At 67.7% G+C, this 26,518-nt stretch carries 28 protein-coding genes and 2 tRNA genes; 14 read left to right on the forward strand and 16 right to left on the reverse strand.

The features are described from left to right. Nucleotides 1–113: 113 nt before the first annotated feature. Together ABD683_RS04060 and ABD683_RS04065 are read right to left on the reverse strand one after the other, a co-directional pair. Entirely contained in the window at nt 114–893 is a 780-nt protein-coding gene (locus tag ABD683_RS04060; RefSeq protein ID WP_344767540.1) for an NAD(P)-binding domain-containing protein, read from the reverse strand. 281 nt (nt 894–1,174) lie between these two features. Then, nucleotides 1,175–1,247: transfer RNA gene (locus ABD683_RS04065), tRNA-Ala, on the reverse strand. A gap of 136 nt (nt 1,248–1,383) precedes the next feature. Between ABD683_RS04065 and ABD683_RS04070 the strand changes: the two genes are divergently transcribed. After that, nucleotides 1,384–2,004: a hypothetical protein gene (locus ABD683_RS04070; protein ID WP_344767542.1), complete on the forward strand. Its 621-nt coding sequence runs from the start codon at nt 1,384–1,386 to the stop codon at nt 2,002–2,004. Here ABD683_RS04070 and ABD683_RS04075 read toward each other — a convergent pair. From ABD683_RS04075 to ABD683_RS04105, 7 genes are all read right to left on the reverse strand, one after another. Continuing rightward, nucleotides 1,980–2,960 (reverse strand): hypothetical protein, encoded by a 981-nt coding sequence (locus tag ABD683_RS04075; protein ID WP_344767544.1) that lies wholly within the window; start codon nt 2,958–2,960, stop codon nt 1,980–1,982. The two genes, ABD683_RS04070 and ABD683_RS04075, sit on opposite strands and share 25 nt — an antisense overlap. Before the next feature lie 44 nt (nt 2,961–3,004). Continuing rightward, nucleotides 3,005–3,778: a divisome protein SepX/GlpR gene (gene sepX / locus ABD683_RS04080; protein WP_344767545.1), complete on the reverse strand. Its 774-nt coding sequence runs from the start codon at nt 3,776–3,778 to the stop codon at nt 3,005–3,007. A gap of 82 nt (nt 3,779–3,860) precedes the next feature. Further along, nucleotides 3,861–4,559, reverse strand: a complete 699-nt coding sequence (locus ABD683_RS04085; protein WP_344771564.1) for a GNAT family N-acetyltransferase — start codon at nt 4,557–4,559, stop codon at nt 3,861–3,863. Further along, complete coding sequence (locus tag ABD683_RS04090) at nt 4,457–4,942, reverse strand: MogA/MoaB family molybdenum cofactor biosynthesis protein (RefSeq protein ID WP_344767547.1); 486 nt, start codon at nt 4,940–4,942, stop codon at nt 4,457–4,459. The genes ABD683_RS04085 and ABD683_RS04090 overlap by 103 nt, the downstream gene beginning before the upstream one ends. Next, complete coding sequence (moaC, locus tag ABD683_RS04095) at nt 4,939–5,412, reverse strand: cyclic pyranopterin monophosphate synthase MoaC (RefSeq protein WP_344767548.1); 474 nt, start codon at nt 5,410–5,412, stop codon at nt 4,939–4,941. Before moaC ends, ABD683_RS04090 begins: the two co-directional genes overlap by 4 nt. Beyond that, nucleotides 5,412–7,088 carry a molybdotransferase-like divisome protein Glp gene (gene glp, locus ABD683_RS04100; protein WP_344767549.1) on the reverse strand — a complete coding sequence of 559 codons (1,677 nt, stop codon included), beginning with the start codon at nt 7,086–7,088 and terminating at the stop codon, nt 5,412–5,414. Before glp ends, moaC begins: the two co-directional genes overlap by 1 nt. Before the next feature lie 10 nt (nt 7,089–7,098). After that, nucleotides 7,099–8,475, reverse strand: coding sequence for a UTP--glucose-1-phosphate uridylyltransferase (locus ABD683_RS04105; protein ID WP_344767551.1), 1,377 nt, complete (start codon nt 8,473–8,475; stop codon nt 7,099–7,101). A 19-nt stretch (nt 8,476–8,494) separates the two neighbouring features. Here ABD683_RS04105 and ABD683_RS04110 point away from each other — a divergent pair, with 19 nt between their 5' ends. Then, the gene (locus ABD683_RS04110; RefSeq protein WP_344767553.1) at nt 8,495–9,055 is read left to right on the forward strand and encodes a 5-formyltetrahydrofolate cyclo-ligase; all 561 of its coding nucleotides are present in this window, start codon (nt 8,495–8,497) and stop codon (nt 9,053–9,055) included. Nucleotides 9,056–9,123: 68 nt separating this feature from the next. Here ABD683_RS04110 and ABD683_RS04115 read toward each other — a convergent pair whose 3' ends face one another. The 4 genes from ABD683_RS04115 to ABD683_RS04130 are packed head-to-tail and all read right to left on the reverse strand — an operon-like array spanning nt 9,124 to nt 15,305. After that, nucleotides 9,124–10,284: a C40 family peptidase gene (locus ABD683_RS04115; RefSeq protein WP_344767554.1), complete on the reverse strand. Its 1,161-nt coding sequence runs from the start codon at nt 10,282–10,284 to the stop codon at nt 9,124–9,126. A gap of 49 nt (nt 10,285–10,333) precedes the next feature. Continuing rightward, on the reverse strand, nt 10,334–12,877 hold the full coding sequence (locus ABD683_RS04120) for a penicillin acylase family protein (protein ID WP_344767555.1): 2,544 nt from the start codon (nt 12,875–12,877) through the stop codon (nt 10,334–10,336). A gap of 35 nt (nt 12,878–12,912) precedes the next feature. Further along, a complete protein-coding gene (locus ABD683_RS04125) occupies nt 12,913–13,950 on the reverse strand; it encodes a hemolysin family protein (RefSeq protein WP_344767556.1) in 1,038 nt (345 codons plus the stop codon). After that, nucleotides 13,947–15,305, reverse strand: coding sequence for a hemolysin family protein (locus ABD683_RS04130; RefSeq protein WP_344767557.1), 1,359 nt, complete (start codon nt 15,303–15,305; stop codon nt 13,947–13,949). The genes ABD683_RS04125 and ABD683_RS04130 overlap by 4 nt, the downstream gene beginning before the upstream one ends. Before the next feature lie 83 nt (nt 15,306–15,388). On the opposite strand from ABD683_RS04130, the gene ABD683_RS04135 reads away from it, so the two are divergent. From ABD683_RS04135 to mscL, 3 genes are all read left to right on the forward strand, one after another. Continuing rightward, entirely contained in the window at nt 15,389–15,682 is a 294-nt protein-coding gene (locus tag ABD683_RS04135) for an FmdB family zinc ribbon protein (protein WP_344767558.1), read from the forward strand. Between the two features lie 53 nt (nt 15,683–15,735). After that, the gene (locus ABD683_RS04140) at nt 15,736–16,320 is read left to right on the forward strand and encodes an SAF domain-containing protein (protein WP_344767559.1); all 585 of its coding nucleotides are present in this window, start codon (nt 15,736–15,738) and stop codon (nt 16,318–16,320) included. Between the two features lie 63 nt (nt 16,321–16,383). Beyond that, nucleotides 16,384–16,773, forward strand: a complete 390-nt coding sequence (mscL, locus tag ABD683_RS04145) for a large conductance mechanosensitive channel protein MscL (RefSeq protein ID WP_344767561.1) — start codon at nt 16,384–16,386, stop codon at nt 16,771–16,773. Between the two features lie 130 nt (nt 16,774–16,903). Here the strand turns inward: mscL and ABD683_RS04150 are convergent, their stop codons facing one another. The 3 genes from ABD683_RS04150 to ABD683_RS04160 all read right to left on the reverse strand — a co-directional run bounded on the left by ABD683_RS04150 (nt 16,904) and on the right by ABD683_RS04160 (nt 18,865). Continuing rightward, complete coding sequence (locus ABD683_RS04150; protein ID WP_344767563.1) at nt 16,904–17,074, reverse strand: hypothetical protein; 171 nt, start codon at nt 17,072–17,074, stop codon at nt 16,904–16,906. Further along, entirely contained in the window at nt 17,061–17,957 is an 897-nt protein-coding gene (locus tag ABD683_RS04155; RefSeq protein ID WP_344767565.1) for an NAD-dependent epimerase/dehydratase family protein, read from the reverse strand. The genes ABD683_RS04150 and ABD683_RS04155 overlap by 14 nt, the downstream gene beginning before the upstream one ends. 128 nt (nt 17,958–18,085) lie before the next feature. After that, nucleotides 18,086–18,865 (reverse strand): HAD-IIA family hydrolase, encoded by a 780-nt coding sequence (locus tag ABD683_RS04160; RefSeq protein WP_344767567.1) that lies wholly within the window; start codon nt 18,863–18,865, stop codon nt 18,086–18,088. A 65-nt stretch (nt 18,866–18,930) separates the two neighbouring features. On the opposite strand from ABD683_RS04160, the gene ABD683_RS04165 reads away from it, so the two are divergent. The 9 genes from ABD683_RS04165 to ABD683_RS04205 all read left to right on the forward strand — a co-directional run bounded on the left by ABD683_RS04165 (nt 18,931) and on the right by ABD683_RS04205 (nt 26,518). After that, nucleotides 18,931–19,007: transfer RNA gene (locus tag ABD683_RS04165), tRNA-Arg, on the forward strand. Between the two features lie 222 nt (nt 19,008–19,229). Further along, entirely contained in the window at nt 19,230–19,430 is a 201-nt protein-coding gene (locus tag ABD683_RS04170; RefSeq protein WP_344767569.1) for a Flp family type IVb pilin, read from the forward strand. 135 nt (nt 19,431–19,565) lie between these two features. After that, nucleotides 19,566–19,754, forward strand: coding sequence for a Flp family type IVb pilin (locus ABD683_RS04175; protein ID WP_344767571.1), 189 nt, complete (start codon nt 19,566–19,568; stop codon nt 19,752–19,754). Nucleotides 19,755–19,780: 26 nt separating this feature from the next. After that, nucleotides 19,781–20,188 carry a TadE/TadG family type IV pilus assembly protein gene (locus ABD683_RS04180; RefSeq protein WP_344767573.1) on the forward strand — a complete coding sequence of 136 codons (408 nt, stop codon included), beginning with the start codon at nt 19,781–19,783 and terminating at the stop codon, nt 20,186–20,188. Further along, on the forward strand, nt 20,176–21,432 hold the full coding sequence (locus ABD683_RS04185; RefSeq protein WP_344771565.1) for a pilus assembly protein TadG-related protein: 1,257 nt from the start codon (nt 20,176–20,178) through the stop codon (nt 21,430–21,432). Before ABD683_RS04180 ends, ABD683_RS04185 begins: the two co-directional genes overlap by 13 nt. A 36-nt stretch (nt 21,433–21,468) precedes the next feature. Continuing rightward, entirely contained in the window at nt 21,469–22,275 is an 807-nt protein-coding gene (gene cpaB, locus ABD683_RS04190) for a Flp pilus assembly protein CpaB (RefSeq protein ID WP_344767575.1), read from the forward strand. A gap of 5 nt (nt 22,276–22,280) precedes the next feature. Beyond that, the gene (locus ABD683_RS04195; protein WP_344767577.1) at nt 22,281–23,132 is read left to right on the forward strand and encodes a CpaE/TadZ family protein; all 852 of its coding nucleotides are present in this window, start codon (nt 22,281–22,283) and stop codon (nt 23,130–23,132) included. Between the two features lie 125 nt (nt 23,133–23,257). After that, nucleotides 23,258–24,568: a TadA family conjugal transfer-associated ATPase gene (locus ABD683_RS04200; RefSeq protein ID WP_344767579.1), complete on the forward strand. Its 1,311-nt coding sequence runs from the start codon at nt 23,258–23,260 to the stop codon at nt 24,566–24,568. Between the two features lie 6 nt (nt 24,569–24,574). Then, nucleotides 24,575–26,518 (forward strand): type II secretion system F family protein, encoded by a 1,944-nt coding sequence (locus ABD683_RS04205; protein ID WP_344767581.1) that lies wholly within the window; start codon nt 24,575–24,577, stop codon nt 26,516–26,518.

A 26,518-nucleotide genomic window follows, 5' to 3' on the forward strand; every position in this document is an offset into this window, starting at 1 on the left:
AGGCCCAACGGCCCAGCCGCTGGTGTTGATTCTCGCAGTCACCTTACTGCCGTGGGGCAGCAGGTACCACCATCGTCCCACACTGCGGTCGCGGCGATTCGTGGAGCACGACGCTAGTCCGGTTGCACCCGGTCGAGGAGCGCGTCGAGTCCGTGGCGCAGGTCGGTCCAGGTGCCGGCCTCGCCCATGCGGCGGTTGAGCTCCTCGTTGAGCCCTCCGGGCGTCGAGAACTCATCGATCAGCTCGTCGAACGTCGCCGACAAGCCCACGCCGGACACGTCGGGCTGGATCGCCGCGACGTACCTCTCGGCGGCGGCCTGGCTCATCCCGCGGTCCTGCAACCAGGCCGCAACCGTCTGGGTGAAGTGGAGGGTGGCGGCCATGGTCCCGGACGCGGCACTCAGGGCGTTGAGGGCGTCTTCCGTCTCCACCTGCACCACCTCGCCGAGCAGCTCGAACAGCGAACGGACGTCCGAGTCGGTGCTCCACACCGCGGTCATGCCGGTGCGCTCCGCGACACCGGGCAACGGGATGGCGCGGGAGAGCGACCGCACCGGGCTGATGGCTCCCGCCAGCTCGGCGTGGCTCACACCGGCCAGGACACTCACCGCGGCCTGCGTGGCGCGCCACGGCAGGGACTCGACGACCGGCACCCAGTCGACCGGACGTACGGCCACGATCACCAGGTCCGACCCGCGAACGACATCCTCGTTGCTCGCGCTCACCTCGACGTTGGCGAACCGTGCGGCCAGCTTCTGGGCGACATCGGCGTTGCGCGGCGAGAGCTGGATCGTGGGTGGCCGGTCCAGGCCGCTCAGCCCCGTGACCATGCTGCTGGCGATCGCGCCGACCCCGATCAGGCCGACACGTCCTGACGTGGATGTCTGGGTCATGTGACGACTCCAAGCTTGGTGACGAACCGCGGCGACACTGCCGATCCCGGGGTGACGACTTTCGTCACCGGTTGGTGGTTGAGGAGCCGGTCGAACCCCCGAGCCATCTTGATCTGTGGAACACAGGAGACTCCGTCGCGGCCCTCGCGCCAATCCGTCGGCCAGCGCGATGATGCCGCTCCTCCCCGAATCACTCGCCTCGATACAGATGACCAAGAGCCCGGGACACTTTTCGAGATGCCGAGTGCCCGGAGACGCGCCCCGGGGCCCTCGGTCATCTGTGGAGCATAGGAGATTCGAACTCCTGACCTCTTCGATGCGAACGAAGCGCGCTACCAACTGCGCCAATGCCCCTACGGCGGGCAACTTTATCACCGGCGCCACACTGTCCCGGCGGCGCTCACCCACGGAGTCGGCGGTGTTGCGCCATGTCGCGTACCCGCCAGACGAACGAACCTCTCCAGTACCCGTGGCGGCCTACATTCTCGGTATGAAGCGTGTCTCGGCCGCCGCCACGATCCTCCTGCTCGTCCTGACTGCATCCGCCTGCGGTGACGAGGACGACCCCGCTGCCGCCGCGACGGGCGAACCCACCTCGAGCGCGAGCGCGTCAGATGCCGCAGACGCCCCGACGGGGCAGGTCGGCTGCCTGGTGTCCGGCAGTCCATGGAGGCTCTCGAACGGCGACCTGGAGTCACAGATACCCGCCACGATGTCCGGCATCAACGTGACCGACACCAAGGTCGAGGGCACCCAGACGCTCACCGTGACCGACGACCTGGTCGCGACGTTCGTCGCCGACGCCACGATCACGATCGCCGCCCAGTCGAGCCAGGACATCGAGATACGGATCGTGCAGACCCAGCGAGGGACCGCCAGTGGCACCTGGTCGTTGGCCGGGGATGTCCTCACCCCTGCAGAGCACTGGACCGGCGGAATCAACGGCACCACCAAGTCGTACGTGAACGGAACCGCGGGCGCCGCAACGCCGTTCAGCGGGCCGGCCGCTGACTACGACGAGATCCCAATGACGTTCTCGTGCGACGAGGGCGCGCTGATGATGCACACGCCGAAGTCACCGTTCAACTACCTGTGGCTGCCCTCACGCTGATCGGCCTGCCACGCCATGCCCAGCTCGAACCGCGACGCCACGTCGTAGTGCGTCATCGCATCGGCGATTCGACGCTGCACGGTGCGCAACGAGGTCGACTGGGCATGGGCGATCGCGCCGTCGGACATGCCCAGCTCGAGCAGGCGCATGACATCACGCCACGACTCCGAGGCCGAGTCGTACGGCCTGGCACGCTCCCACTCACGTTCGACGAGGGCCGACAGTGCGGCCGTGATCGACTCGTTGCGGATGATCAGGATGCTGGTCGGCGGGTGCTCACCCCAGATCAGCGGTACGGCAGACAGCACACCCGCATCGACGTAGATCCAGCTGTCGACCCGCTTGGCGAGACGTACATCCATGCCGGCCGACGTCATCAGGGCCAGCGTCTCCCGATCACCGTCGGTCCGCACGCTCTCGGCTGCCACGACGGCTCGCGGAACGAGCTCACCCGGCAGGTCCGCGACGGCCCGAGCGGCGTCGGGCGCCACGATGTCGCGAAGCACGTCGAGGTCGGGGTAGAGGTTGAGCGGTGACCGAGGAGGGCTGATCGCCGCATGGCGTGCCCAGGCTCGCCACTGCTCCTCGTGCCCGTGCACGATCTCGGCGACGAGCGGATGATCGTCCCCGCGCTCGCCGCGCTCCCACTCGCGGACCAGTCCGGGCAGCATCGACACGAACGATCCGAGGTTGTTGAGCTCCGCGGCCCGGTCTGCCAGCTGCGCTCCGATCCGTCTGCTCCAGGCGGCATCCGGCGCGGACACCGTCAGTCGACCCTCTGACACCTCCACGAGCCCCAGGCCCTCGAACGTCGCGAGCAGCTCATCGAGCCGGTCGGCGGGCAGCGTACGGATGGCCCGAAGCTCCTCGACGGTGCCGGGACGGGTGCGATAGATCGCCGCCAGCACACGGGCAGCATCGGCATCACCCGTGAGCGGATCGGATGTCGCGTCCATGACAGCCGACCCTAGGCTCTGGCGGGGTCACGTCGCAGGCGAAGTCAGCTGCCGGTGGCGCGGTGCTGGTCGTTCGCGCGTTCGCGACCGGGCAGCTCGACGTCCTCGCCCTCGATGTGGCCGGAGGTCCAGGCACCGGCGGCACCGAAGTCGATCGTGCGGACGGTACGGCCCGCGCGCGGCTTGGTGACGTAGGTCGGCAGCGTGACGGGGAGCGGGTCCCACAGCGCCTCACCGGTCGTCGCGACGCTCGGGACTGCAATGACGATCTGGTCGTCGAGTGCGTTGGCCTCCAGCGGGATGTCTTCCATCACGTGCTTGCGGCCGGGGTCGATGTCCTCGAGCTGTCCCGAGACGATGATCGTGTCCTCGGTGTCGACGACGGCCTGCCGGGCGCTGCGGCTGATGCCGAGCTCGCTGCGGACCTGGATGCGGCAGGCGACCAGCCATGCCACGATCAGCGCGGTCGGACCGGCGATCGAGTAGAGCGGGATCGTGCCGATGCCGGCCACGACGCCGACGACCACAGCGAGGGCCAGCAGCGTCAGCAGGGTGCGGCGGCGACGCGCGGCCGCGACGCGCGCGGCCTTGCTGGTGATCTTGGGGGTGGCGGGAGCCGCAGCAGCGGGCTCGACGACGACGTCCTCGACCTCGGGCTCGGCGGACGTGGGACGGTTGATGACGCGGCTCAGGAATCCGGTGGACTCGACCGAGGCGTTCTTGGTGGCTTCGTCGTAGCGGCGCAGGGCGAGCGGCACGAAGTACGCCGCCCACACGAGGACGACGAACGCGATGATCAGCCCACTACTTGAACCCACGTCAAAACGGTAGGCGCTGGGCGGTCCGATACGGGGCAGCCGTGGCCGTGTGTCGGCTGAGAACTTGTGTGACTGGTGTGACTCAGCCGGGCGGGACGGGTCCGAGGCGGGACACGAGACCGTCCATCACGTCCTCGGCGACGACCTGGAACACCCGGTGGTCGCGCCAGTCGCCCGCGATGTGCAGGAACCGTGGCGCCGTGCCGATCTCCGTGAAACCCAGCTTCTCGACGACCCGCAGGCTGGCTGCGTTCTCCGGGCGTATGGCGATCTCGACGCGGTGCAGCCCCGTCGTCGTCAGCAGGTGGTCCGTCACCAGCGCCACGGCGGTCGGCGTCACACCGCGACCCGCGTGCGACCTGGCGACCCAGTAACCCATGCTCGCCCAGCGGGCTGAGCCCCACGTGATGCCGTTGACGGTCAGCAGCCCGACCATCTCGCCGTTCCACGTCACGACGAACGGCATCGCCTGACCATGGCGAGCCCGCCGACGGAGCGTGCTGATCATCCCGACGTACGACGTGGCGGGCTGGCCGGCCTCACGGGGCAAGGTGGCCTCCCACGGACCCAGCCACTCGGCGTTCTCGCCGCGGAGCCTCGCCCAGGTGCGGGCATCGCGCCGACGGAGGGGCCGTACGCCGACTGCTCCGTGCCTGAGCTCGACGGGCCATCCGGGGCTCAGGAGCTGCTCCCGGGGTGATCGCCCCCGCGCAGCTGGTCGACGGCGTGCGGCAGGACGTCGGCGAGCACGGTGAGACCGTCCCTGACTCCCCCGCGCGATCCGGGGAGGTTGACGATGACGGCGTTGCCGGTGACGCCGGCGAGCCCGCGCGAGAGCATCGCGGTCGGCACGCCCTGGGCTACGCCGTACGCACGTATCGCCTCGGCGATTCCGGGCAGCTCCCGGTCGAGCAGGCCTCGGGTCGCCTCGGGAGTGCGGTCAGTCGGGTTGATGCCGGTGCCGCCTGTCGTCAGCACGACATCAGCGCCATCGGCGAGTGCGGCGCGAATCGCGTCCGTCACCGGCGGGCCATCGCCGACGACGACGGGATCGCCGACCTCGAAGCCCCACCCCTGCAGGGCGTCGACGATCAACGGTCCGGTGGCGTCTTCGTACACGCCCGACGATGCACGGTTGGACGCGACGACGACTGCAGCCTTCATGGACGCTGCCAGTCGCCGGACTTGCCGCCGGACTTGGCGACGACCTCGATCCCGGTGATCCTGGCGAGCTTGTCGACGGCCTTGATCATGTCGACGACGGTCAGCGCGGCGACCGAGACCGCCGTCAGCGCCTCCATCTCGACGCCGGTGCGGTCAGCGGTGCGTATGGTCGCCGTGATCGCGACGCCGTCGGCCTCCACGACGAGGTCGACCTCGACGCCACCGATCGCCAGGGGGTGGCACAGCGGGATCAGGTCGGGCGTGCGCTTGGTGGCCATGATCCCGGCGATCCGGGCGACCGCGAGAGCATCGCCCTTGGGTAAGCCCTCGCCCCGGAGCAGCTCGATCACGGCGGCACTCACCTCGACCCGACCTCGTGCGGTCGCCGTACGCGCGGTGACCTCCTTGCCCGTGACGTCGACCATGCGGGCCGCGCCGGACTCGTCGACGTGGGTCAGCTTGTCGGCCACTAATAGGGCCGATCGAGGACGAGGGTGCGGACGGTGTCACCGAGGTTGAGCGCGGTCTGGTCCTCGCCCACGATGATCAGCGCGTTGGCCTGCGCCAACGAACCGACCAGGTGCGAACCGGCGCCGGGTACGGGCGTGACCTTGGCGCCGCGGTGCGTGACCTCGAAGACACCGCGTACGTACTGGCGAATGCCGGGTGGCGACTGCAGGTCGGAGGCGAGCACCGCGTGCACCATCGGCCGGCGGTAGGGCGTGCGGCCCATCATCCGGCGGATCGCGGGGAGGACGAACACCTCGAACGAGACGTAGGCCGAGACCGCATTGCCGGGCAGCGTGATGATCGGCGTCTGCTCGTCGAAGACGCGGCCGAAGCCCTGCGGCTTGCCGGGCTGCATCGCCACCTCGACGAAGTCGACCGTGCCGAGCGCCGACAACGTCTCCTTGACGACATCGTGGTCACCCTTGCTGATGCCGCCGCTGGTGACGACGAGGTCGGCACGTACGAGCTGCTCGGAGAGCACCTTGCGGAACGCCTTGGGGCTGTCGTCGACCGCACCCACCCTGTAACAGATCGCCCCGGCGGCGCGGACCGCCGCGGCGAGCATGTAGCTGTTGCCGTCGTTGATCGAGTCGTAGTCGAGGTGCGTGCCGGGCTCGCGCAGCTCGCTGCCGGTCGAGATCACCACGACGCGCGGGCGCGGACGGGCCTTGACGCGTGCAGCTCCCAGCGAGGCGAGGAGCCCGATCTCACGGGGACCGAGAACCGCTCCCTCGTCGAGGACCTTCTCGCCGGTCTTGACATCGGCTCCCTCGCGCCGGATGCAGGCACCCGGAGCAGCCGGGGCGTGGATCTCGACGCGGGCGTTGCCGCGGTCGGTCTGCTCGTACGGGATGACGGCATCGGCGCCGCGCGGGATCGGCGCGCCCGTCATGATCTTGACGGCGGTGCCGGCACTGATCGCGAACGGCTTCGCCGACCCGGCAGCGATCTCGCCGACCACGGGCAGCACGATCGGCGTCTCACGACTGGCCCCGGCGACGTCCTCGGCGCGCACGGCGTAACCGTCCATCGCGGAGTTGTCGAACCGCGGCAGGTTGGTCGGGCTGATGAACGCCTCGAACAACGGCAGCCCCAGCGACTCGACCAGCGGCTGGTCATAGGCACCCAATGGACCGATGCCGCGCAGGATCTTCTCGAGGTGCTCCTCGACCGTCAGCAAGCCCTCGCGGATGCTGGCGGGGCGCGGTCGCGCCGTCGCGACACGCTCTGCGGGCGCACCGGCGGCCGGCGGCTCGGGCTCGGCAGCCTGGGGCGGCACGCCACCCGTACGGGCCAGGTCAGCGGCAGTCGGCGGGCGTACGCCCAGCGACGGCGTGGGCACGGGCGGAGCAGTCTCGGGTGCAGCAGGTTCGGGTGCAGCAGCCTCGGGCTCGGCGACGGTCTCGTCGGTCGACGCCACCTCGTCGGGCACGGTGGCCTCGGGCTCGTCCGGCGGCGGCTCATCCTCCGGCGGTTCGTCGGGGATGGGCGCGTCGGACGGCGGGACGTAGACCGACACCTGCTCAGTCCGTTCGACGTCGTCGGGCGGCACCTGCGACTCGTCCTCTTCGGGATGGGGCGGACCGAGTGGAAGCATGTTCTGCTCCGACCCGCCGTCGGTCTCCTCTGGGGACATGCCTGTCAGCCTAACCGCCTGCGAGGCGTGAGGACGGAGCCACGGTCTCGGCGGCGCCGGTGTCATCCAGGACCACATCACCGTGAACCGTGACACCGGGCCCGAACGTCCAGTCGCCACGTACCGTCAACGACCGCGCGTCGACCAGTGACGGCGGTTCGGGCAGACGCGCCGTGAAGTCGGTGATCGAGGTGTAGAAGCGACGATCGAGATCGACCAGCGGCACCGGATCGGCGGCGGCGCGCAGCCGGAAGTCGTCGCCGATGTCATACACGTCGGACTGCAGCAGCAGGAGGTCGTTCGTCGTCTTGACCGGCAGGAACCGCGACCGGTTGACCTCGATCGCCGTCGCTCCGTCGAACACCTCGACGGCGGCTCCCATCGCCGACTCGATCTGGATGACCCGGGGCGACGACGGATCGGTCGGGTCGACCGTCTTGTGGTTGCGGATCAGCGGGAGCCCGAGGATGCCGTCGCGGGCGTCGAGCGTCGCACGCACCACGCCAAGGTCGAACCACAGGTTGTTGGTGTGGAAGTATGGGTGCCGCGCCGGGTCGTCGGCGAGCGGTGCGTCGTCGGCCGGAACCTGCGCCGTCTCACGGAGCACCAGACGCCCGTCGCTCTTGCGCACCACGAGGTGGCCGCCCTTGACGTCGGCCGGAGTACGACGGCAGACCTCGGCGGCGTACGGCGCACCCGACGCGACGAACCACGCCATCATCGCGGGGTCCGGCGCTGCGCCGAGGTTGTCGGCATTGGAGACCGTGGCGTACCGGAAGCCGCGCTCGAGCAGGGAGTCGAGGATGCCCGAGACGTCGAGCGCGGTGTAGAGGTCGCCGTGACCGGGCGGGCACCACTCCAGGCTCGGATCGGCGGGCCAGTCGACGGGTGCCAGGTCGTCGGCGCGGAGCTTGGGCTCGCGGTTCTGCAGGAAGTCGGCGGGCAGGCCACCGACCGTGAGGTCACCGTACGGAGCCAACGCCATGATCGTGTCGTCGCGTGTCCGGAAGCTGTTCATGAACAGCAGCGGTAGCGGCGCTCCGGTGGACTCGCGTACGGCGCGGACCTGGCCCACGATGACGTCGAGGAACGTCAGCTCGCCGTGTGCCGGGAGCAACGTCTTGGCCCGGTCGAGGCCCATCGAGGTGCCCAGTCCGCCGTTGAGCTTGATGATCGCCGTGGCCGACGCGGCTTCGCGCCGCGCGTCGGCATCGAGCTCGATCTCGCCGGCATGCGCGATGTCGACCAGCGGGTCGACATCCGCCTCGGCGACCATACCGGTCGCGCCGTCGACGAGCTGGGCATAGAAGTCGGAGAACACATCGATCGCGCGTTGCGCCACGCCGGCATCCGCCATCCGCTGCTGCGCCTGCTCGAGTCCGTTCATCGCGTCATACGCTAGCGGGATGTCGAAGGACGAGCTGCGTGGCGAGCTCCTGCGGCGTCGCCGCGACATGACGGAGGCCGTACGTACCGAGGCCGCCGAGGCCATAGCGCTGCATCTGCTCGCCGCTCCCGTGATCTCGACGGCACGACGGGTCGCCTGCTACGTGTCGATGGCGACCGAGCCCGGCACCGCTCCTCTGATCGCCGGCCTGATGGCGCGCGGCGTCGAGGTCGTCGTTCCGCTGAGCCTGGCCGATGGGACGCTCGACTGGGTCACGTACGACCCCGCGGCACCGACGACCGTGACACCGCTCGGCATCGCCGAGCCCGACGGCGAACCGCTCGGCGCCAGCGCCCTCGACGACTGCGCATTGATCGTCGTCCCGGCACTCGCAGTCGACCATGCGGGTCATCGGCTCGGGCGAGGCGCCGGCTACTACGACCGCGCCCTGGCCGAGACGACGCGACCGCTGTGTGCCCTCGTCTTCACCCATGAGCTGCTGGAGTCGGTCCCGCACGAGCCCCACGACATACCTGTCTCGATGGCCGCCACCCCGAACGGCTTGTTCCGCGTTCCGTGACCGCGATTTGTGACCTTAAGGGCGCTACGCGCCGTCCGTAACGCCTTAAGGGTCACACATCGCGAACGTTAGCCGGGGCGGCTGGCGAGGTCGGGCTTGATCCAGTAGCTGAGCGAGACGATCTCGACGCTGCGGCCGGGTCGCGGTGCGTGGATCATCATGTTGTCGCCGAGGTAGAGAGCCTCGTGGTAGATCGAGCCCGGGCCACCGTCGCTCCAGTAGAGGAGGTCACCGCGGACGATCTTCTTGATGGGTACGGGATCGGTGTTGGCGTACTGCGCACCGGCGTAGTGCGGCAGGCTGATGCCGGCGGCCTGCCAGGCGCGCATCGTCAGACCCGAGCAGTCCCACGAGTCGGGTCCGGCCCCTCCCCATTTGTACGGCTCCCCGAGCTGGGCCTTGGCGAACGCGATCGCCTTCTCGACCTTGCTGGTCGACGGCGGCGGCGGGTTGACCGGCGGTGGGGGCGGTGGCGTCGTCCTGGTCGGAGTCGGTGTCGGCTTCGGGTCCGGGCCCGGTGCGGGCGGCGTGCTGGGTCCCGACTCGTCGATCAGGTCATCGATCGCGTCCTGCTCGTTCGTCACCTGGTCGACCGACCTGCCGGTCGCCTCGGCCAGCTGGACCAGCAGGTCGTGGCGCTGCTGGTCGACCGTCGAGGCCATCTGCTCGGCACGCGAGATCGCCTGGTCGATCGCGGCCTTGGCGGACTTCTGCCTGGCGATCGCCCGGCGCTGGTCGTCGAGCGCGTCCTGCGCCTGACGTGCCGCCGAATCGAGCACGACCTTGCGTGCCTTGAACGCAGCGACCCGTGAGGCGAGCGCCTCGTTGGTGCTCGAATAGGCCGATGCGCGATCGAGCAGCTGCTGAGGGCCGTCACTGGTGAACAACGTGGTCAGTCTCGACGCGGTCGACCCGGACTGCAGCTGCTCGACCGTCATGGCAGCCACGATCGACTGCTGGACCTCGAGCTTGCGGCGGGCCTTGTCGACCTCGGCGGCATGGCGGGCGACAGCCTTGCGGGCCTGGGCGAGCTCGTACGCGGCACCGTTGAGCCGCTCGGAGGCCGCAGCCGACTGCGCGTACAGGTCGTTGAGGTCCTGGCGAAGGGTCACCAGCCGGATCTGCAGCTCGCTGACCGTCGGCTTGTCCGCGTGCGCGCTCGTCGTGCTCGCAACAGCGAGGACGACGGAGATGGCGGCAGTGCGCCATGCGAGGGGGAAGGCACGCATGGGTTCAACGGTAAACCCGATGTACGGATATCGGCACTGAAACGCACGATCAGCCCCGCGGGACGCTGGGCCTCATCGTGAGTGTGTCGTCGGTGGCCTGGGTGATGGCCCGGGGCGAGAACGCCCACGGCAGCGTCTTGCCCTCGGCCCACAGCGGCGCCTGGTCGAGGTAGTGCTTCTGGAACGCGTGACCCGAGTTGCCGGTCAGCTGGATCCAGCGAGACCTGTCGAGGTCGGCAAGGTCGACGACCATCCGCATCGACGGTACGGCGGTGACGTCGTAGCCCTCGGTCGCATCCCAGCTCGTCGCATCGACGATGCCACCGCCGCCGCCGACGTTGAACGGTCCGCGGTTGAACAACGCGTTGACCATGCCGACGCCCGAGTCGCCCAGCGTCGGGTTGACCAGCTCGAGCCGGTGCAGCTGGCCCCAGCTCCAGTCGCCGGGATCGCGCGACTGGCGCATCGTCAGCTCGTCGCGCGCCATCCGCATCGCCTCGGCGAGGATGTCGTCGCGCGACTCACGGCGTCCGATCGTCGAGACGTCGTCCCACCAGTGGTTGGTGGGGCTGTCGAGGATCGAGCCCACGACGGTGAACCACCGCTCTCCCCCTTCAGGACCCTGCCCCTTGGGCAGGTCGTCGTCGAACGTCAGCTTGAGCAGGTTGCGCCACACGACGTTGAAGTACGCCGCGGCGGACGAGTCGGCCGCTTGCTTGTAGTCCCAGTCCTTCAGCGTCGCCTGGCCCTGGCGGTAGTAACGGGTGTCGAGCGTGACGTCGAGGAGCTTGGGAACGAGCTGTGCGGCGTTGGCGCTGTAGGTGTCCATCTGGATCTTCGCCATGTCGTCGACCGAGAGCTTCGGCTGTGCCGTGATCAGGTCGCGGATGCGCTGCGAGCGGTAGCCGTCGGCGGTGTCGGCACCCAGGTTGAGGGGGTACTGGTCGCCGATGACCTGGTTGTTGGCCGTGACGATGAATCCCTCGTCCGGGTTGTAGACGCTGGGCAGTGCGTCGAACGGGATCGCGTCGATCCACTCGTAGTCCGAGGTCCAGCCCGGCGCCGGCCAGCGACCGTCGCCCTTGTTGCGGATCGGGATCGCACCGGGCGACTGGTAGCCGATGTTGCCGTCGACGTCGGCGTACACGAGATTCTGCGACGGCACCGTGAAGAGCTTGGCGGCGGCACGGAAGTCGTCCCAGTTCTGCGCCGTGTCGAGCGCGAACACCGCGCTGATCGTCGGCCGCGGTGTCAGCGCACTCCAACGCAGCGCCACCTCGTACGTGCCCTGCGGCACGCCCTTGGTCTTGCTCGTGCCGACGTCCTCGATGTCGTCGTCGAGGTCGGACAGGATCGGTCCGTGCCGGGTCGAGCGGACCGTGATGTGCTCGGTCGCGCCGCCGGCGACCTTGAACGTCTCCGTGCGTGTCTCGATCGGGAGCGCCTTGCCGTCATATTGGTACGTGTCGCCGGTGACCTTCTCGAGGTAGAGGTCGGCCACATCGGCGTACATCGTCGTCACGCCCCATGCGACCCGGGCGTTGTGGCCGACCACGACACCCGGCATGCCGGAGAACGAGAACCCCGCAACGTCGTACGGGCACGCCTCGGTGAGGGTCCGGCAGTGCAGGCCGACCTGGTACCAGATGCCCGGCATCGAGGGCGCGAGGTGCGGGTCGTTGGCGAGGATCGGCTTGCCCGTCACGGAGTGCGCGCCGTCGACGACCCAGGAGTTGGAGCCGATGCCCTCGCCGATGCCGAGCAACGCGGGCAGTGCCTCGGCGCCGGTCTGCGCAGCCTTGAGCGAGGCGACCGCCGCGCGGGCGAGACCCACCTCGGTCTGCACGGGACAGAACGCGCCCTCCGGACACGGGCTCTTCTCCTGGAACGTGCCGCCATAGACGTTGGCGTCGTCACCTGTGACGATCGGGTCGTGGTTCTTGGGGACGTCGGGGTAGAGCTCCTCGACCTGCCCGACCGTGAGGTCCTTGGTCGACAGGGCACGGGTGATCTCATCGTCCATGTTGGAGCGCAGGTCCCATGCCATCGCCTTGATCCACGACAGTGAGTCGACCGCGGTCCACTTCTCGGGCTGGTAGTCCGGGCCGGTCAGCGCGAGGACCGAGTATTCCAGCGAGAGCTCCGAGCCCGACTTGTCGCTGATGTAGGAGTTGACGCCACGGCTGTAGGCGTCGACCAGCGCCCTGGTCTTCGGGTCGAGCAGCGCGACCTCCTTCTGGGCCACGCGGCGCCAGCCGAGCGTACGAACGTACTTGTCGGTGTCGAGGGCGCCGTCACCCACCAGCTCGGCGAGGCGTCCGGCCGTCACGTGGCGGCGGAAGTCCATCTCGTAGAAGCGGTCCTGCGCATGCACGTAGCCCTGCGCGAAGAACAGGTCCTCGGCGTTGTCGGCGTAGATCTGCGGGATGCCCTTGTCGTCACGCTTGACCGTCACGTCGCTCTTGAGCGCATTCACCCGCACCTCTCCCGAGGTGTCCGGGAACGACTTGCGGACCGTGACGAATGCGAACACCGAGCCCGCGATCAGCGCTGCTGAGACGAGAACCGCCAGGACGATGAGGAAGCGACGCACCGGGCCATTGTGCCCTGCGGTGGTGTCGACCCCGCCTACGCCTGCGCGCTGCTGCGGATCTCGCCGACCAGCTCTTCGAGCACGTCCTCGAGCATGATGACGCCGAGCACGCTGCCGCTCGCGTCGGCGACTCGCGCCATGTGCGAGCCGCGGGACTGCATCGTACGAAGCGCGTCGTAGAGACCCGATCCGGCGACCACGGTGGCCAGTGGACGGACCCACTTGTCGGCGATCGGCGTCAGCCGCGAGGCCTCGTCGGTCTCGAGGACGTCCTTGATGTGGAGGTAGCCCGTCACGTCGCCGTCGGCGTCGCAGACCGGGAAGCGGGAGAAGCCGGTGTCGGCGCAGGCCTTCTCGATGTCGACAGGTGTGGCGCTGGGTTTGATCGTCACCAGGCCCTCGCGCGGCAGGAGCACCTGATCGATCGTGCCGCCGGAGAACTCCAGGGCACCCGACACCAGGCCGTACTCGTGCTCGTCGAGCAGGCCCTCACGCCGGGACTCCTCGACCAGCCCGGCCACCTCGTCATGCGTGTAGGTCGTGGCGACCTCGTCGACCGGCTCGATGCGGAACAGCCGTACGGAGTGGTTGGCGATCCAGTTGAGCGCCACCACGAACGGCTTGAGCACCGCAACGACGGCCAGCATGAACGGGCCGAGGATCAACGACGCACGTTCGGGTGACACCAGGGCGAGGTTCTTGGGCACCATCTCGCCGAGCACGACGTGCAGGAACACCACGATCGACATCGCGATGACGAACGAGATCGGATGCACCAGGTTGTCCGGGACGTGCAGAGCCTCGAACGCCGGCTCCATGAGGTGGGCCAGGGCGGGCTCGCTGATCGCGCCGAGGCCGAGCGAGCAGATCGTGATGCCGAGCTGCGCTGCGGCCATGGCCAAGGTGACGTTGCTCAGCGCACGCAGTGCGAGCCTGGCCGTACGCGAACCGTTCTGCGCAAGCGGCTCCAGCTGTGTACGCCGCACCGAGATCAGGGCGAACTCGGCGGCGACGAACAGCGCGTTGAGGGCGAGCAGGACCACGGTGAATCCCACGCCGAGGTAGTTGTTCATGCGCCACCGTCCTGGTCGGCGTCGACCGTGAGCGAGACCCGATCGATCCGCCGGCCCTCCATGCGCTCGATCGTCAACGAGACGACCAGCGGTTCGGGGTCCTCCTCGTCATCGTCGGGCGTGCGGTCGAGTCGCAGCGTCACGGTGTCACCGCGGGCGCCGATGCGACCGAGCTCGACCTGGATCAGGCCCGCGATCGTCTCGTAGTCCTCGGCCTCGGGCAGCGCGACACCGGTCTGCTCCTCGACCTCGTCGGGTCGCAGCAGTCCCGACAACGACCAGGTGCCGTCACGACGGTGCCGGCTGCGGGACGAGAGCCGGTCGTGCTCGTCGGCGATGTCACCGACGATCTCCTCGACGAGGTCCTCCAGCGTGACGACGCCGTCGGTGCCGCCGTACTCGTCGACCACGACCGCCATCTGCATCCCCTGCTCACGCAGCAGCGTCAGCAGCGGGTCGAGCTCGATGCTGTCGGGCACGGTGGTCGCCGGGTCGGCGATGTCGGCGAGGCGTACGTTGCGGCGTCGGTCCGGCTCGACGCCGACGGCCTGCTTGACGTGGACGATGCCGAGGATGTCATCGGGACTTCGGCCGATCACCGGGAACCGGGAGTGACCGGTCTGCCGCGCCGCCTCGATGACGTCGAGTGCGGTGTCGCGTCCCTCGAGGAAGTGCACGCGTACGCGCGGGGTGCGTACGTCGGCGGCGGTACGACCACCGAATGCGATGCTGCGGGCCACCAGGTCGGCGGTCTCGTCGTCGATCGCGCCCTGCATCGCCGAGCGAAGCACGAGCGATCGCAGCTCGACCGGCGACCGCGCGGAGCGCAGCTCCTCCTGCGGCTCGACCCCGAGCAGTCGGAGGATCGCGTTGGCCTGGCCGTTGAGCAGCTTGATCGGCCACGCCATGACCTTGGTGAACATGCGCTGCGGCAGCTGCGTCAGCGCGGCGATGCGTTGGGGCAGCGCCAGGGCGAGGTTCTTGGGGATCAGCTCGCCGACCAGCATCGTCACGACGGTGCTCAGAGTGATCGCGATGGCGTACGACGCGACACTGAGTCCCGAGCCCTCCAGCCCGAGGTCGGAGAGCGGAGCACGTATGAGCGTGCCGATGGCGGGCTCGGCCAGGAAACCGATCACGAGGTTGGTGATCGTGATGCCGAGCTGCGCACCGCTGAGCTGGGTCGACAGCGACCTGAGGGCGATCAGCGTGCCCTGGGCGCCGGAGTCACCCGCCTCGGCCGCCCGTTCGACGGTTGCACGATCGACCGTGACGAACGAGAACTCGGCGGCGACGAACACTCCGCAGGCCAGCATCAGCAGCAAGGACGTGGCCAGGAGCAGCCATTCGGTCATCGCCGGGCTCCGGGAGTGATGGAATCGGTCACGGTGCGGCAACTGTACCCTTGTGTGGCAGTCCAGAACCCAGGAGAACACCCGTGCCGACCTACCAATACCAGTGCACCGAGTGCGGCGAGCCGCTGGAGATCCAGCAGAGCTTCACCGACGATGCGCTGACCGAGTGCCCCGTGTGCGGCGGCCGCCTGCGCAAGGTGTTCAACGCCGTGGGTGTCGTGTTCAAGGGCTCGGGCTTCTACGTCAACGACAGCAAGTCGACGTCGTCCACGACGTCGGCCGCATCGACGTCCGACAGCTCGGCCTCGACGGCCAAGAGTGAGCCCGCCCCCAAGGCTGCGCCGGCCACGAAGTCCGGATCCGACTCGGCCGCCTGACACCTGTGGATCGTCGGATGCACCCTGGGCCGCATCCTTCCTAGAGTCCGGCGATGGACACCCTTCGCCGACTCACGTTCCAGCACCACCGCCTGCTCGCCGCGATCTTCGCCGGCCTCGCCGTGCTCACCGCGCTCAGCGCCCTGCAGGAGTCGCCCGATGGCGTACGCGTCGTGGTCGCGCGCCACGACCTGGCCAGCGGCCACGTGATCGAGGAGTCCGACCTACGCGTCGTGACCCTCACGTCGGCGCCCGACCATGCGCTCAGAACTGCCCAGGCGGTCGGGCGACGCGTCGCCGGGCCGATGCGTACCGGCGAGCCGCTGACCGACCATCGGGTGCTGCAGGCCGACGCGCTCGACGGCTACGGCGACGACGCCGTGCTGACGAGCGTCACGGTGCCCGACGTCAGCAGCCTCGCAGGCGTACGTGTCGGCGACCGGGTCGACGTCATCGCCGTCGACCCGCAGGGCGAGTCGAGGGCCGAGGTGGTGGCCAGAGACGTCGAGGTCGTCACGGCGCCGCCACAGGATGAGCGCGACGCCGTGGCACTCGGCCTCGTGACGACCGAGGAGGTCGCACTGGACCTGGCCTCGGCGGCGCTCGAGTCGAGATTCACCATCATGCAGTCGGCCTGATGCCGATCGGCATCTGAATCGCTATGGTCAAGGTGGCACACACCTACAACCGTTGGGGGAACCATGATCAAGGGATTCAAAGACTTCTTGATGCGCGGCAACGTCGTCGACCTCGCCGTCGGCATCGCGATCGGCGTTGCGTTCACCACGCTCGTCTCTTCGTTCGGTGACAACTTCATCAAGCCGCTCGTGGCAGCAGTCGGAGGCGACAAGCAGGAAGGCTTCGGCTTCAAGATCACCGACAGTGGCGCGACGTTCGTCAACATCGGTGGCATCATCAACGCCCTCATCGTCTTCGTCGTGACGATGGCCGTGATCTACTTCGCGATCGTCGTCCCGATGCAGAAGCTGCAGGCGCTGCGCAACCGCGGCGACGAGCCCGAGCCGGAGGGCGTGCCCGAGGACATCGCCCTGCTCCGCGAGATCCGCGACTCGCTGCGGTCGCGAGGGTAGCTCACCAAAGCGTCGCAGGCTGGCGGCTTCGCCGCGGCACGCTCCCGCTTCCCGATCTCGTGGTTCCTAGCGATGAAGTCGCGGGAACGAGCTCTGCGAGCGAAGGGCGGCCGCGGGCGGCCGCTGTCGATCAACCGTGGTGGGGCGGGACGTCCCTGAGGTAGTCGTCGTCACTGGTGGGGGTGGGGCGCTCGCCCCAACCCCGGTCACTGTCGTCAGTCGACGCATCAGCGTCGCCGAGCAGCTCAGCCGCGCGGCGACGACGCTCGAGCTCTGCCTTGGACAGCTCAGGCGAGGGCATCGAACCAGTCCGGGGTGAGCTTCGGGTAGGTCGGGTGCCACCCCGTACGGTCGCTGAACCGTTGCGAGCTCACCCGCTGTGATCGGGCCAGGATCTCCAGCTTGTCGGCGCCGATGCGCATGACCCAGGACGGCAGGAAGCGACCCTGCTTCCTGCCGGCGGCCTTCGCGATCGTGTCGACGTAGTCGCGACGCTGGACCGGCTCGGCACCCACGTTGTAGGTGCCGCCGGGAGCGGCCAGTGCGTGCACGACCGCCGAACCGACATCGTCCGGGTGGATGACGTGCATCCAGCCTCGCTCCGCGCCCATGCCGATCGCCTTGCCGGCACGGGCACGGCGAAACAGCCACGCCGTGTTGCGGTCGTTGCCGGTGACGAGTCCGAAGCGGAGGCTGACGGCCGTACCGCCGAACTCCGCGAAGCGGGCCATGCGGTGCTCGGCCACAACGACAGGCTCGGTGGCTCCGGTGACGTCGATGGGGCTCTGCTCGTCGATCCACTCGTCGCTCATGTCGGCGTAGATGAAGCTGAGGCTCTGCTGGACGATCCGCTCGACACCGGCCTGGCGCGCGGCGATCGCGACGACCTTGGAACCGACGACCCGGAGGCGGTCGACTTCCTTGAGCGAGCCGGGGCGAAGTGCCGACAGGCCGACCGGGACCTTGGTGGCGAGGTTGGCGACCGCGTCACATCCCTGCATGCCTTCGGTGAGGGCCGCGCCGTCGTAGAGGTCGGAAAAGAATGCCTCGGCGCCGGCGGCCTCGATCTCGGCGACCGCGGCCGAGGTGCGGGCAAGACCGACCACGGTGTGACCCGCTTGGTGCAGCGCTTCGATGGACGATCGGCCCATCACTCCGCTTGCACCTGTGACGAAAACCTTCACGTCACTCCCTTGTGAGTGGATGGTGCCTCCGGCTGTCCCGGAGAAGTCGAGCCGACAATGGTGTCGTCGGTCCGAACGGTTACAAAAGGATAACAACGCGCCCCGCGCGCGTAAAACTCGCTGAGATTTCAGCCCTCGACGAGTGGCGTCACGTCGGCGATCGAGTCGAAGACGTGCGTCGGCCTGAACGGGAAGCGGTCGACCGATCCGGCAGCGGTGGAGCCGGTGAGGACAAGGATCGTCCTCAGGCCGGCCTCGAGCCCGGAGAGCACGTCAGTGTCCATGCGATCGCCGATCATGACCGTGGTCTCGGAGTGCGCCTCGATCTGGTTGAGCGCGCTGCGCATCATCAACGGGTTGGGCTTGCCAACGAAGTAGGGATCGACGCCGGTCGCCTTGGTGATCAGGGCCGCGACGGATCCGGTCGCCGGCAGCGAGCCCTGCGGCGAGGGACCGGTGGCGTCGGGATTGGTCGCGATGAAGCGTGCACCGTTCTCGATCAGCTGGATCGCGCGGGTGATGGCCTCGAAGGAGTAGGTGCGGGTCTCACCCAGCACGACATACTCGGGGTCCTGGCTGGTCATGACGTAGCCGACGTTGTGCAGCGCTGTCGTCATGCCCGCTTCGCCGATGACGTACGCGGTGCCTTCGGGGCGCTGCTCGCTGAGGAACTTCGCCGTGGCGAGTGCCGAGGTCCAGATGGCCTCTTCGGGGACATCGATGCCAGCCCGGCTGAGGCGAGCGCGGAGGTCGCGCGGAGTGAAGATCGAGTTGTTGGTCAGCACCAGGAACTTGCGCCCGGTCGACTTGAGCCGCTCGATGAACTCGGATGCTCCCGGGATCGCCTTCTCCTCGTGGACGAGCACGCCGTCCATGTCAGTGAGCCAGGATTCGATCGGCTTGGTCATGCCTCCATTGTCCACCCGCAGCCGGGGTTCGATGAAATCGCGACGGGTCGCTAACGTAGGTCCGCGCCCTCGTAGCTCAGTTGGATAGAGCGACCGCCTCCTAAGCGGTAGGTCACAGGTTCGATTCCTGTCGAGGGCACCAACGATCTGCACCGGATCCGGCTGTGATGTCAGCGAAAATCTGGTCCCTTCGGGCTATGTCTGATGGTCACAACGAGTCAACTTTGGGTTGGCCCGTTCGCGCCCCGTAACCATCGTCTGCATCACCGAGTTGTCACTGCCACTACGTGCAGTGTGCAGTCGCTCAACCACTCCGGCCGCGGGTACGAGGTCGGAGCAGAGTGTCGATCCTAGGAGTTTCACCGTGACCAAATTTCTTGAGTTCTACATCGCGCTGACCAGCCCGACGAAGAGGGACGAACGTGGCGCCACCGCCACGGAGTATGGCCTTCTGGTCGCCTTCATCGCCCTGGCCATCATCGTCGGTGTCACCGCTTTTGGCGGGGCACTGAACACCTTCTTCAACAACCTTGCCACCGAGGTTGGCACGTGGGTGGTCCCGTGATCCTTCAGGCTGGGGAGCGAATCCCCTCCTGATGGTCCTCTCCCGAAGAGAGGGTGAAGGTCACCGTCCTTCATCCTCTCCTCGGGGAACCAGCATCACCTCTCATCAACGTCTGCGTCATTTCTGGAGGTTCACGTGGCACATCTCAAGCTCGACCTCACCGCCTCGGCACCGAAGGATGAACGTGGCGCGACCGCCACCGAATACGGCCTGCTGGTCGGCTTCATCGCCCTGGCCATTGTCCTCGGCGTGACCGCCTTCGGCACGGCGCTGAACGGCTTCTTCAACGACCTTGCCGGCGCCGTAGCCGCCTTGGTTTTTTAGCCCTGTCAGGCCAACACGTCATCACCATGCAGACCCGCCGAGGCAGACAAGACGACCGCGGCGCCCAAGCCGTGGAGTTCGCGCTGCTGTTCACCTTCGTGCTGGGTCCGCTGCTCTACGGAATCATCGCCTTCGGGTTCATCATGAATCAGCAGATCACCTCGTCCCAGCTGGCCCGCGAAGCCGCCCGCACCGCCGCCATCTGCAGCACCCAGGCAGGCGCCAACGCCGGCACGTGCAACGCGGCCGGCGTGGCGAGGTTCAACGCCAACCGTCCGGCCGGGTTCGGTTCGGGTGTCGCAGCCGTCAGCTCGGCTGCGTGTTTCAGCGGCGCGCCGGCCTCGGCCACGGCCACCGTCAGCATCTCGCCAGCGCTTCCCGTTCCCGGCCTGCCCACCATCCGAGGAAAGTCGACGACACCATGCGGCGGATAGGCCCTCGGGACGACCCGTCCCGTGACGAACGCGGCGCCACCGCGCTGATGATCGCGATCCTCCTCCCCACCGTCCTCCTGGGCCTTGGTGCCATCGTCGTCAATGTCGGCGGTTGGTACGTCGCGCGCGGCATGGACCAGAACGCGGCGGATGCTGCCGTGATCGCGGTGGCAGAAACCTGCGCCGACGGCACCTGTGACGCGTCAGCGGCCAATCAGTATGCCGACACCCTGTCCAACGGCCAGCTTGCCGGACAAGCCATGTTTGTCTGCGGAACGGCACCCGGCCTGGCCGGGTGCGCCGCAGGAGTGGAGAACGGGCACGTGTGCCCCCCGCCCCATGCGGCGCCCTACGTCGACGTGCTCGTGACGCCTGAAGGCGGCTCCATGGACAACCTGACCACCGGCACACAAGAAGTCGGCGCCTGCGCGCAGGCGATCCTCGACGCGCCGGCGTCATGTGCCGACTGCGCGGCCCTCACCATTTCCAAGTGCGAATGGGACGTGAACACCGCCGGAGGCACGAAGTTTGCCCAACAGCAGACGGACAATTCCTACTCGAACGGCGATCCGCCGAGCTACATCGACACGCTCACAGCTCGCCGCGCTGACCCCAGATTCCGAACCAATCCAGCGCTCCAAAGCTCAAACATCTACGAGAATATCGACGATCCACAGACTCCCAAGGGAACGGCATCCATCGGAGGGTCGGAGACCGTCTTGTTCACCCACGGAGCCGCTGGCGGCTGCGGCGGTGCGGGCAATGGCGCCAACGCGCCGGGCCAATTCGGCTGGCTGACAGACACGGGCGGCTGTTCGGCGAAAATCAACGGATCCACGTTCCCGGGCAATACCGGAAACAATCCGGTGAAATCGTGCGAGAACCTGTTCAAGGAGTCACGCAACAACGCGACCCCGATTTACCTGCCGGTGTACTCCAACGCGAGCGCCAACGGCAACAACGCGACCTACACACTGACTGGATTCGCCGCGTTCGTCGTCACGGGGTGGGACGTCCAAGGCAACTTTGGCGCAGCAGACTCGCGTGTCGCCATGGCGGACACGACGAGTGGGTTCCCGCACTCCAAGCAGACCTACTGCGGCAAGCCGAACAAGGGCTTCACCACGTCGAACTCTGACATCTGCATTTCCGGGTACTTCACCAAAGCCTTGGTGACGGGCGGGCAGCTGTCCGGTGGTGGCGGAACCAATCTCGGACTCACCAGCGCATCCCTCGCCGGCTGAACTCATCTTCTCGGAACACCAACCTGAAAGTGACACATGAACAGACGTCTCGGACTGACCGCACTCGCCGTCGTGCTCGCCCTCATCGGGACGTTCGCCGTGTTCGCCTATGCGAAGTCCGCCGATCGACGGGCAGTCGACGGCATCCAGGCCGAATCGGTCCTCATCGTCGAGAAGACCATCCCGTTGGGCACCTCGTGGAACGAGGTCGTCGAAGGTGGGTTCGTCAGCGAGGAGAAGCTCCCTGCACGCGCCACTCCGTCGAGTGCCCTGCGCAGCCTGAAGGCTGACGTTCCCGATAGTGAAGTGGCGACCGCCGAAGTCAAGCCCGGCCAGGTCATCGTCCGAGCCATGTTCGGCAAGCGAGCACCAGCCACCGGAGCGCTCGCCATCCCGGCACGAAAGCAGGCGATCACGATCGCAGTGCCCTCCAACGCCGAGGTGTCAGGATTCGTCCGAAATGGATCTGAGGTCGCCATCTACGCCACCTTCAAGGTCAAGCAAGCCCAGAACGCTGCCGGGAAGGCCATCGCCGGCGATGACGCGTTCGCCTCGAAGCTCCTGCTTCCACGAGTTTCCGTGATCGCCGTGAACCAGGCCCCTCCCAGCAATGTCTCCGGGACCGGCGACGACGAGTCAGATGGGCTCGCCGGCTCCAGGAATGTGGACGACAAGGTCCTTGTCACCCTGGCAGTCGATCAGGCAGACGCCGAACGCATCGTCCTCGCCCAGGAGATCGGCAAGCTCTACCTGACGCTTCTGACCGACTCATCGGTGTCAAAGGACAGCGGCGGCCGCATCAACCTCGGCAACTTCAGACCGACCCCCCTCTTCGTCAAGTGAGCACCATGTCGACCGAAGGCGATCCACCCACGGACGCACCAGCTGCGGATCAGCCGGCTGGGGTCGGCAAGATCGTGGTGATCGCGGCGGTCAAGGGCGGGGTCGGACGTACGACGATTGCCTCGAACATTGCCGCGGCACTGCATCACCACGGGCAACGGGTCTGCCTCGTCGATCTCGACCTCGAGTTCGGTGACATCGCCCTGTCGCTGAAGCTCGATCCCGTGCGTACGCTGATCGACGCCGTGGAGGCCGACATCCCCGAGGACACCGAGGATCCGCTGGACTTGCTGAAGACGGAGTTCCTGCCCGGTTTCACCTGCATCCTTGCGCCCGTCGATCCCCGTTCCGCGCTGGCACTCCCCCAGAACCTGATCGGCGATCTTCTGCCAGCGCTGGCCGAGACGTACGACCACGTCGTCGTCGACACGAGTGCTCACCAGACAGCGCAGGTGTCGGCCGCCCTGCGTGCCGCCGACAGGATCTTGTTGGTCGCCACACCCGACGTTCTCAACGCCAAGGCACTTCGACAGCAGAACGACCTGCTGGACCTGATCGCCACCACGGCTGAACGCGGAGTGATCATCAACCGAGAGCCGGGGCGCAAGGTGGCGGCATCGGGCGCCAGCGCCTCCGACCTGACCTCGGTCATCGGCGTCCCGCTCGCTGCCACGCTTCCCGACACCGTCGATGTGCCCCGCTCGATTCTCCAAGGACGGCCGCTGGTGCTCGACGATCTCGACCATCCGTTCAGCGTGAAGCTCCGGGAGCTCGTCGCGGGCTGGGTGCCACCAGCGCACAGCGACGGTGCGGATCCCCGACGCAAGCGATCCGGACTACGGAAGAAGAAGAAATGAACCTCGCAGATCGACTCTCCGCCCGCTCCAGGCGTCCGGACGACAATTCCGCTGACCCCCAGGCGCCTGTTGCCCCTCCAGTCGAACCAACAGCTCCGCCGGCGCCTCGTACCTTCCAGTCGCGCGTGACCACGCCGTCGCCCACTGTTCGCCGCCGCGCAGCGGCCGATCCGTTCCTCGAGATCAAGCGCCGCGTCCACGACGCGCTTCTCGAGCTCCTGGGCCCCAGCCTGTATGACGCCAAGATGGACGAGGCAGAGCTCGACTCCCGCGTGCGGCAGACACTGGGGCAGGTCATCTCGGCCCAGGACACGATGCTGAGCACGGCAGAACGACAGCAGATCCAAAAGGAGATCTCCGACGACATCCTCGGCTATGGTCCGCTCGAGCCGCTGCTGCAGGATCCTGAGGTCACCGAGATCATGGTCGTCGGGCCAGACCGGGTGTTCGTCGAGAGGTCCGGTCAGATCCACGACACCAATGTCACATTTGCCGACGAGAGGCACCTGCGCCGCACTCTCGACAAGATCGTCGGGCGAGTTGGTCGTCGCATCGACGAGTCGAGCCCGATGGTCGACGCGCGGTTGACCGACGGCAGTCGTGTCAACGCCGTCATCGCGCCGATCGCGCTCGACGGCTCGATGCTCACGATCCGAAAGTTCGCCGCCGACCCGTTCGGGGTCCAGGACCTCATCAGCTTCGGCACGATGTCAGAAGACGTCGCCGTGCTGCTCGAGGCCTGCGTCCAGGGCCGCCTGAACATCCTCATCAGTGGCGGCACCGGCTCCGGCAAGACCACGACGCTCAACGTCGTGTCGTCCTTTTTGTCGAGCGATGAACGGATCGTCACGATCGAGGACGCAGCCGAGCTCCAGCTCTTTCAGGACCACGTGGCTCGCATGGAGACGCGGCCCAGCAACATCGAGGGGCGCGGCGAGGTCACGGCCCGCGACTTGGTACGCAACGCCCTGCGCATGCGCCCCGACCGCATCATCGTCGGCGAGGTCCGCGACGGAGCGGCCCTCGACATGCTGCAGGCCATGAACACCGGACACGACGGTTCGCTGACAACGCTGCATGCCAACTCGCCTCGCGATGCCCTGTCGAGGATCGAGACCATGGTGCTCATGGCTGGGGTCGAGCTCCCCACCCGTGCCATCCGCGAGCAAGTCGCCTCGGCGATCGATCTCATCGTCCACCAGGCGCGCCTCCGGGACGGGTCACGTCGCATCACCCACATCACCGAGGTCACGCACATGGAGGGTGAGATCGTCACGCTCCAGGACATCTTCCTGTTCGACTATCACGCCGGCGTCGATGAGCACGGCCGCTTCCTGGGGTCACTCAAGTCGACCGGGATCCGGCCCACCTTCCTCAACAAGCTTGAGGACCAGGGGATCCACCCCTCGCCCACGCTGTTCGACGGCCAGGGCTGACCGACCATGCGGATCGTGCTCACTGCCTGCATCGCGGCCCTGCTTTCGGGGGTGATGGGGGTGAACCCCGCGAGTGCCGCCGACCCGTGGACGGTCAGCGCTGTCGAGGTCGCCGACGGCACAGTGTCGCTCACCGTGACCGGCCCGCCCGGTGCCGCCGTCACGGCCCCGGAGTCGATCGTCGTCACGGCCGACGGCCAAACACTCAGCGCCTCGGTCGATGCGGAGTCTCCTCCGCCGGGCGCCACGACCGGTCGGCGTATCGCCTATCTGGTGGTCGACGTGAGCGGCTCGATGGCGGGCCCCGGCATCACGGCTGCACGCCGGGCGGCGTCTGACTACGCCAAAGCCATTCCCGACGATGTGGAGCTGGGGCTGATCACGTTTTCGGAGACGGTGAAGGTGGCCGTCGTGGCATCGACCAACCATGACCTGGCTCCCAATGCGCTCAACGACGTCACTCCTGAAGGCGACACCGCTCTCTATGACGCCGTGGGCTCTGCCGTGGCTCAAGCACAGAAAGTGTCCGGCGCCGACGAGCAACGGCTGCTCATCCTGAGCGACGGCTCGGACACCAGCAGCGCCACAACCCTCGATGAGGCAGCGGCTGCCCTTCAGCGCAGCTCGGTGCAGGCTGACGTGGTGTCGTTCGGAGTCCCGGGCGACACGGCAGCGCTCGAGCGCCTTTCCGGAGTCTCACACGGGCAGGTGCTGTCTGCCGACAACGCCGAGAAGCTCGCCGGCGCCTTCCGGTCTGCGGCCGCCACCTTCGCGCCCCGCCTTCGGATTGAGGCTGACGTCCCCGAGGAGCTCGCCGGCAAGGCCTCGACCATCGTGGTCAGCGGCGGAGCGGGGGATGCATCGTGGCAGGCGGAGGCCCCGGTGACATTCGCCGCTCTGAAGAAGGGTTCCCCCACGAGCTCGGACTCGACGACATCACCTCAATCGGGGCTCCTGTTGCCAGCACTGCTTGCCGCCATCTTCGTTGTCCTGCTGTTCGTGTTTGCCGGCCTTCTGGCGATCCCCCAGAGGGCTCGCGATCGGTTCACCTCCGCCGCGCGGCTCGCCGAGGCCAGTCGCTATCGCGTCGGTGCGGCGACGCTCACCCAGCGAGCGCGAGACGGTGATCCGACCGCTGACGCTTCTGCTGGTTCGGCCGTCAGCCAACGCGCGCTCACACTCATGGATCGCCGGCTCCGGTCGGCCGGATCCCGTCAGAAGGTTGTGGCGGATCTCGAAGGCGCGGGCCTGCGCATGCGGCCCGAGGAATGGGCCCTGCTGCAGGTGTGTGTCGTCATCACCGCCGCGGCGCTCCTCGGCGCTCTCTTCGGCATCCTTCTGGTTCCGATCGGCGGGCTGCTCGGATGGGCCGGCTGCCGCCTCTTCCTCTCGATCCGACGTTCCCGACGCGAAGCGAAGTTCCTGGAGCAGATCCCCGACACCCTGCAGCTCATTGCCGGCTCATTGCGCGCCGGGTTCTCGTTGCCTCAGGCTTTGGGCACCGTGGTCCGCGAGGGCACCGAACCGACGTCGAGCGAGCTCAGCCGCGCACTCACCGAAGCCCGTCTCGGCGCCACCCTCGAGGACTCGCTCGACGGAGTCGCCACGCGGATGAACTGCATGGACCTCGCGTGGGTCGTCATCGGAGTGCGCATCTCGCGCGAAGTGGGCGGCAATCTTGCTGAGATCATGGGTACGACGGTGACGACGATGCGCGAACGCGCCGAGCTTCGAGGGACCGTGCGGGTCCTTTCGGCTGAGGGCCGCCTCTCGGCGTGGATCCTGAGTGGCCTGCCGTTCCTGGTGGCGGGATTCCTGGTCGTGACTCGGCCGGGATACTTCGACCCCATGACGCACTCGCTGACCGGCTGGATCATGTTCGCCGCGGGCGGGCTGCTTCTCGCGTTCGGCATCTTCTGGCTCAGCAAGCTCGTGAAGATCAAGGTGTGA

The sequence above is a fragment of the Aeromicrobium panaciterrae genome (genome assembly GCF_039537165.1).
Classification (GTDB): domain Bacteria; phylum Actinomycetota; class Actinomycetes; order Propionibacteriales; family Nocardioidaceae; genus Aeromicrobium; species Aeromicrobium panaciterrae.

Bases quoted from the DNA above. Each gene is read 5' to 3' on its own strand.
- ABD683_RS04060 (WP_344767540.1), bottom strand. From the start codon at position 893: ATGACCCAGACATCCACGTCAGGACGTGTCGGCCTGATCGGGGTCGGC.
- ABD683_RS04070 (WP_344767542.1), top strand. From the start codon at position 1,384: ATGAAGCGTGTCTCGGCCGCCGCCACGATCCTCCTGCTCGTCCTGACT.
- ABD683_RS04075 (WP_344767544.1), bottom strand. From the start codon at position 2,960: ATGGACGCGACATCCGATCCGCTCACGGGTGATGCCGATGCTGCCCGT.
- ABD683_RS04090 (WP_344767547.1), bottom strand. From the start codon at position 4,942: ATGAAGGCTGCAGTCGTCGTCGCGTCCAACCGTGCATCGTCGGGCGTG.
- glp (WP_344767549.1), bottom strand. From the start codon at position 7,088: ATGTCCCCAGAGGAGACCGACGGCGGGTCGGAGCAGAACATGCTTCCA.
- ABD683_RS04105 (WP_344767551.1), bottom strand. From the start codon at position 8,475: ATGAACGGACTCGAGCAGGCGCAGCAGCGGATGGCGGATGCCGGCGTG.
- ABD683_RS04110 (WP_344767553.1), top strand. From the start codon at position 8,495: ATGTCGAAGGACGAGCTGCGTGGCGAGCTCCTGCGGCGTCGCCGCGAC.
- ABD683_RS04115 (WP_344767554.1), bottom strand. From the start codon at position 10,284: ATGCGTGCCTTCCCCCTCGCATGGCGCACTGCCGCCATCTCCGTCGTC.
- ABD683_RS04125 (WP_344767556.1), bottom strand. From the start codon at position 13,950: ATGAACAACTACCTCGGCGTGGGATTCACCGTGGTCCTGCTCGCCCTC.
- ABD683_RS04130 (WP_344767557.1), bottom strand. From the start codon at position 15,305: ATGACCGAATGGCTGCTCCTGGCCACGTCCTTGCTGCTGATGCTGGCC.
- ABD683_RS04140 (WP_344767559.1), top strand. From the start codon at position 15,736: ATGGACACCCTTCGCCGACTCACGTTCCAGCACCACCGCCTGCTCGCC.
- mscL (WP_344767561.1), top strand. From the start codon at position 16,384: ATGATCAAGGGATTCAAAGACTTCTTGATGCGCGGCAACGTCGTCGAC.
- ABD683_RS04150 (WP_344767563.1), bottom strand. From the start codon at position 17,074: ATGCCCTCGCCTGAGCTGTCCAAGGCAGAGCTCGAGCGTCGTCGCCGC.
- ABD683_RS04160 (WP_344767567.1), bottom strand. From the start codon at position 18,865: ATGACCAAGCCGATCGAATCCTGGCTCACTGACATGGACGGCGTGCTC.
- ABD683_RS04180 (WP_344767573.1), top strand. From the start codon at position 19,781: ATGCAGACCCGCCGAGGCAGACAAGACGACCGCGGCGCCCAAGCCGTG.
- ABD683_RS04185 (WP_344771565.1), top strand. From the start codon at position 20,176: ATGCGGCGGATAGGCCCTCGGGACGACCCGTCCCGTGACGAACGCGGC.
- cpaB (WP_344767575.1), top strand. From the start codon at position 21,469: ATGAACAGACGTCTCGGACTGACCGCACTCGCCGTCGTGCTCGCCCTC.
- ABD683_RS04195 (WP_344767577.1), top strand. From the start codon at position 22,281: ATGTCGACCGAAGGCGATCCACCCACGGACGCACCAGCTGCGGATCAG.
- ABD683_RS04205 (WP_344767581.1), top strand. From the start codon at position 24,575: ATGCGGATCGTGCTCACTGCCTGCATCGCGGCCCTGCTTTCGGGGGTG.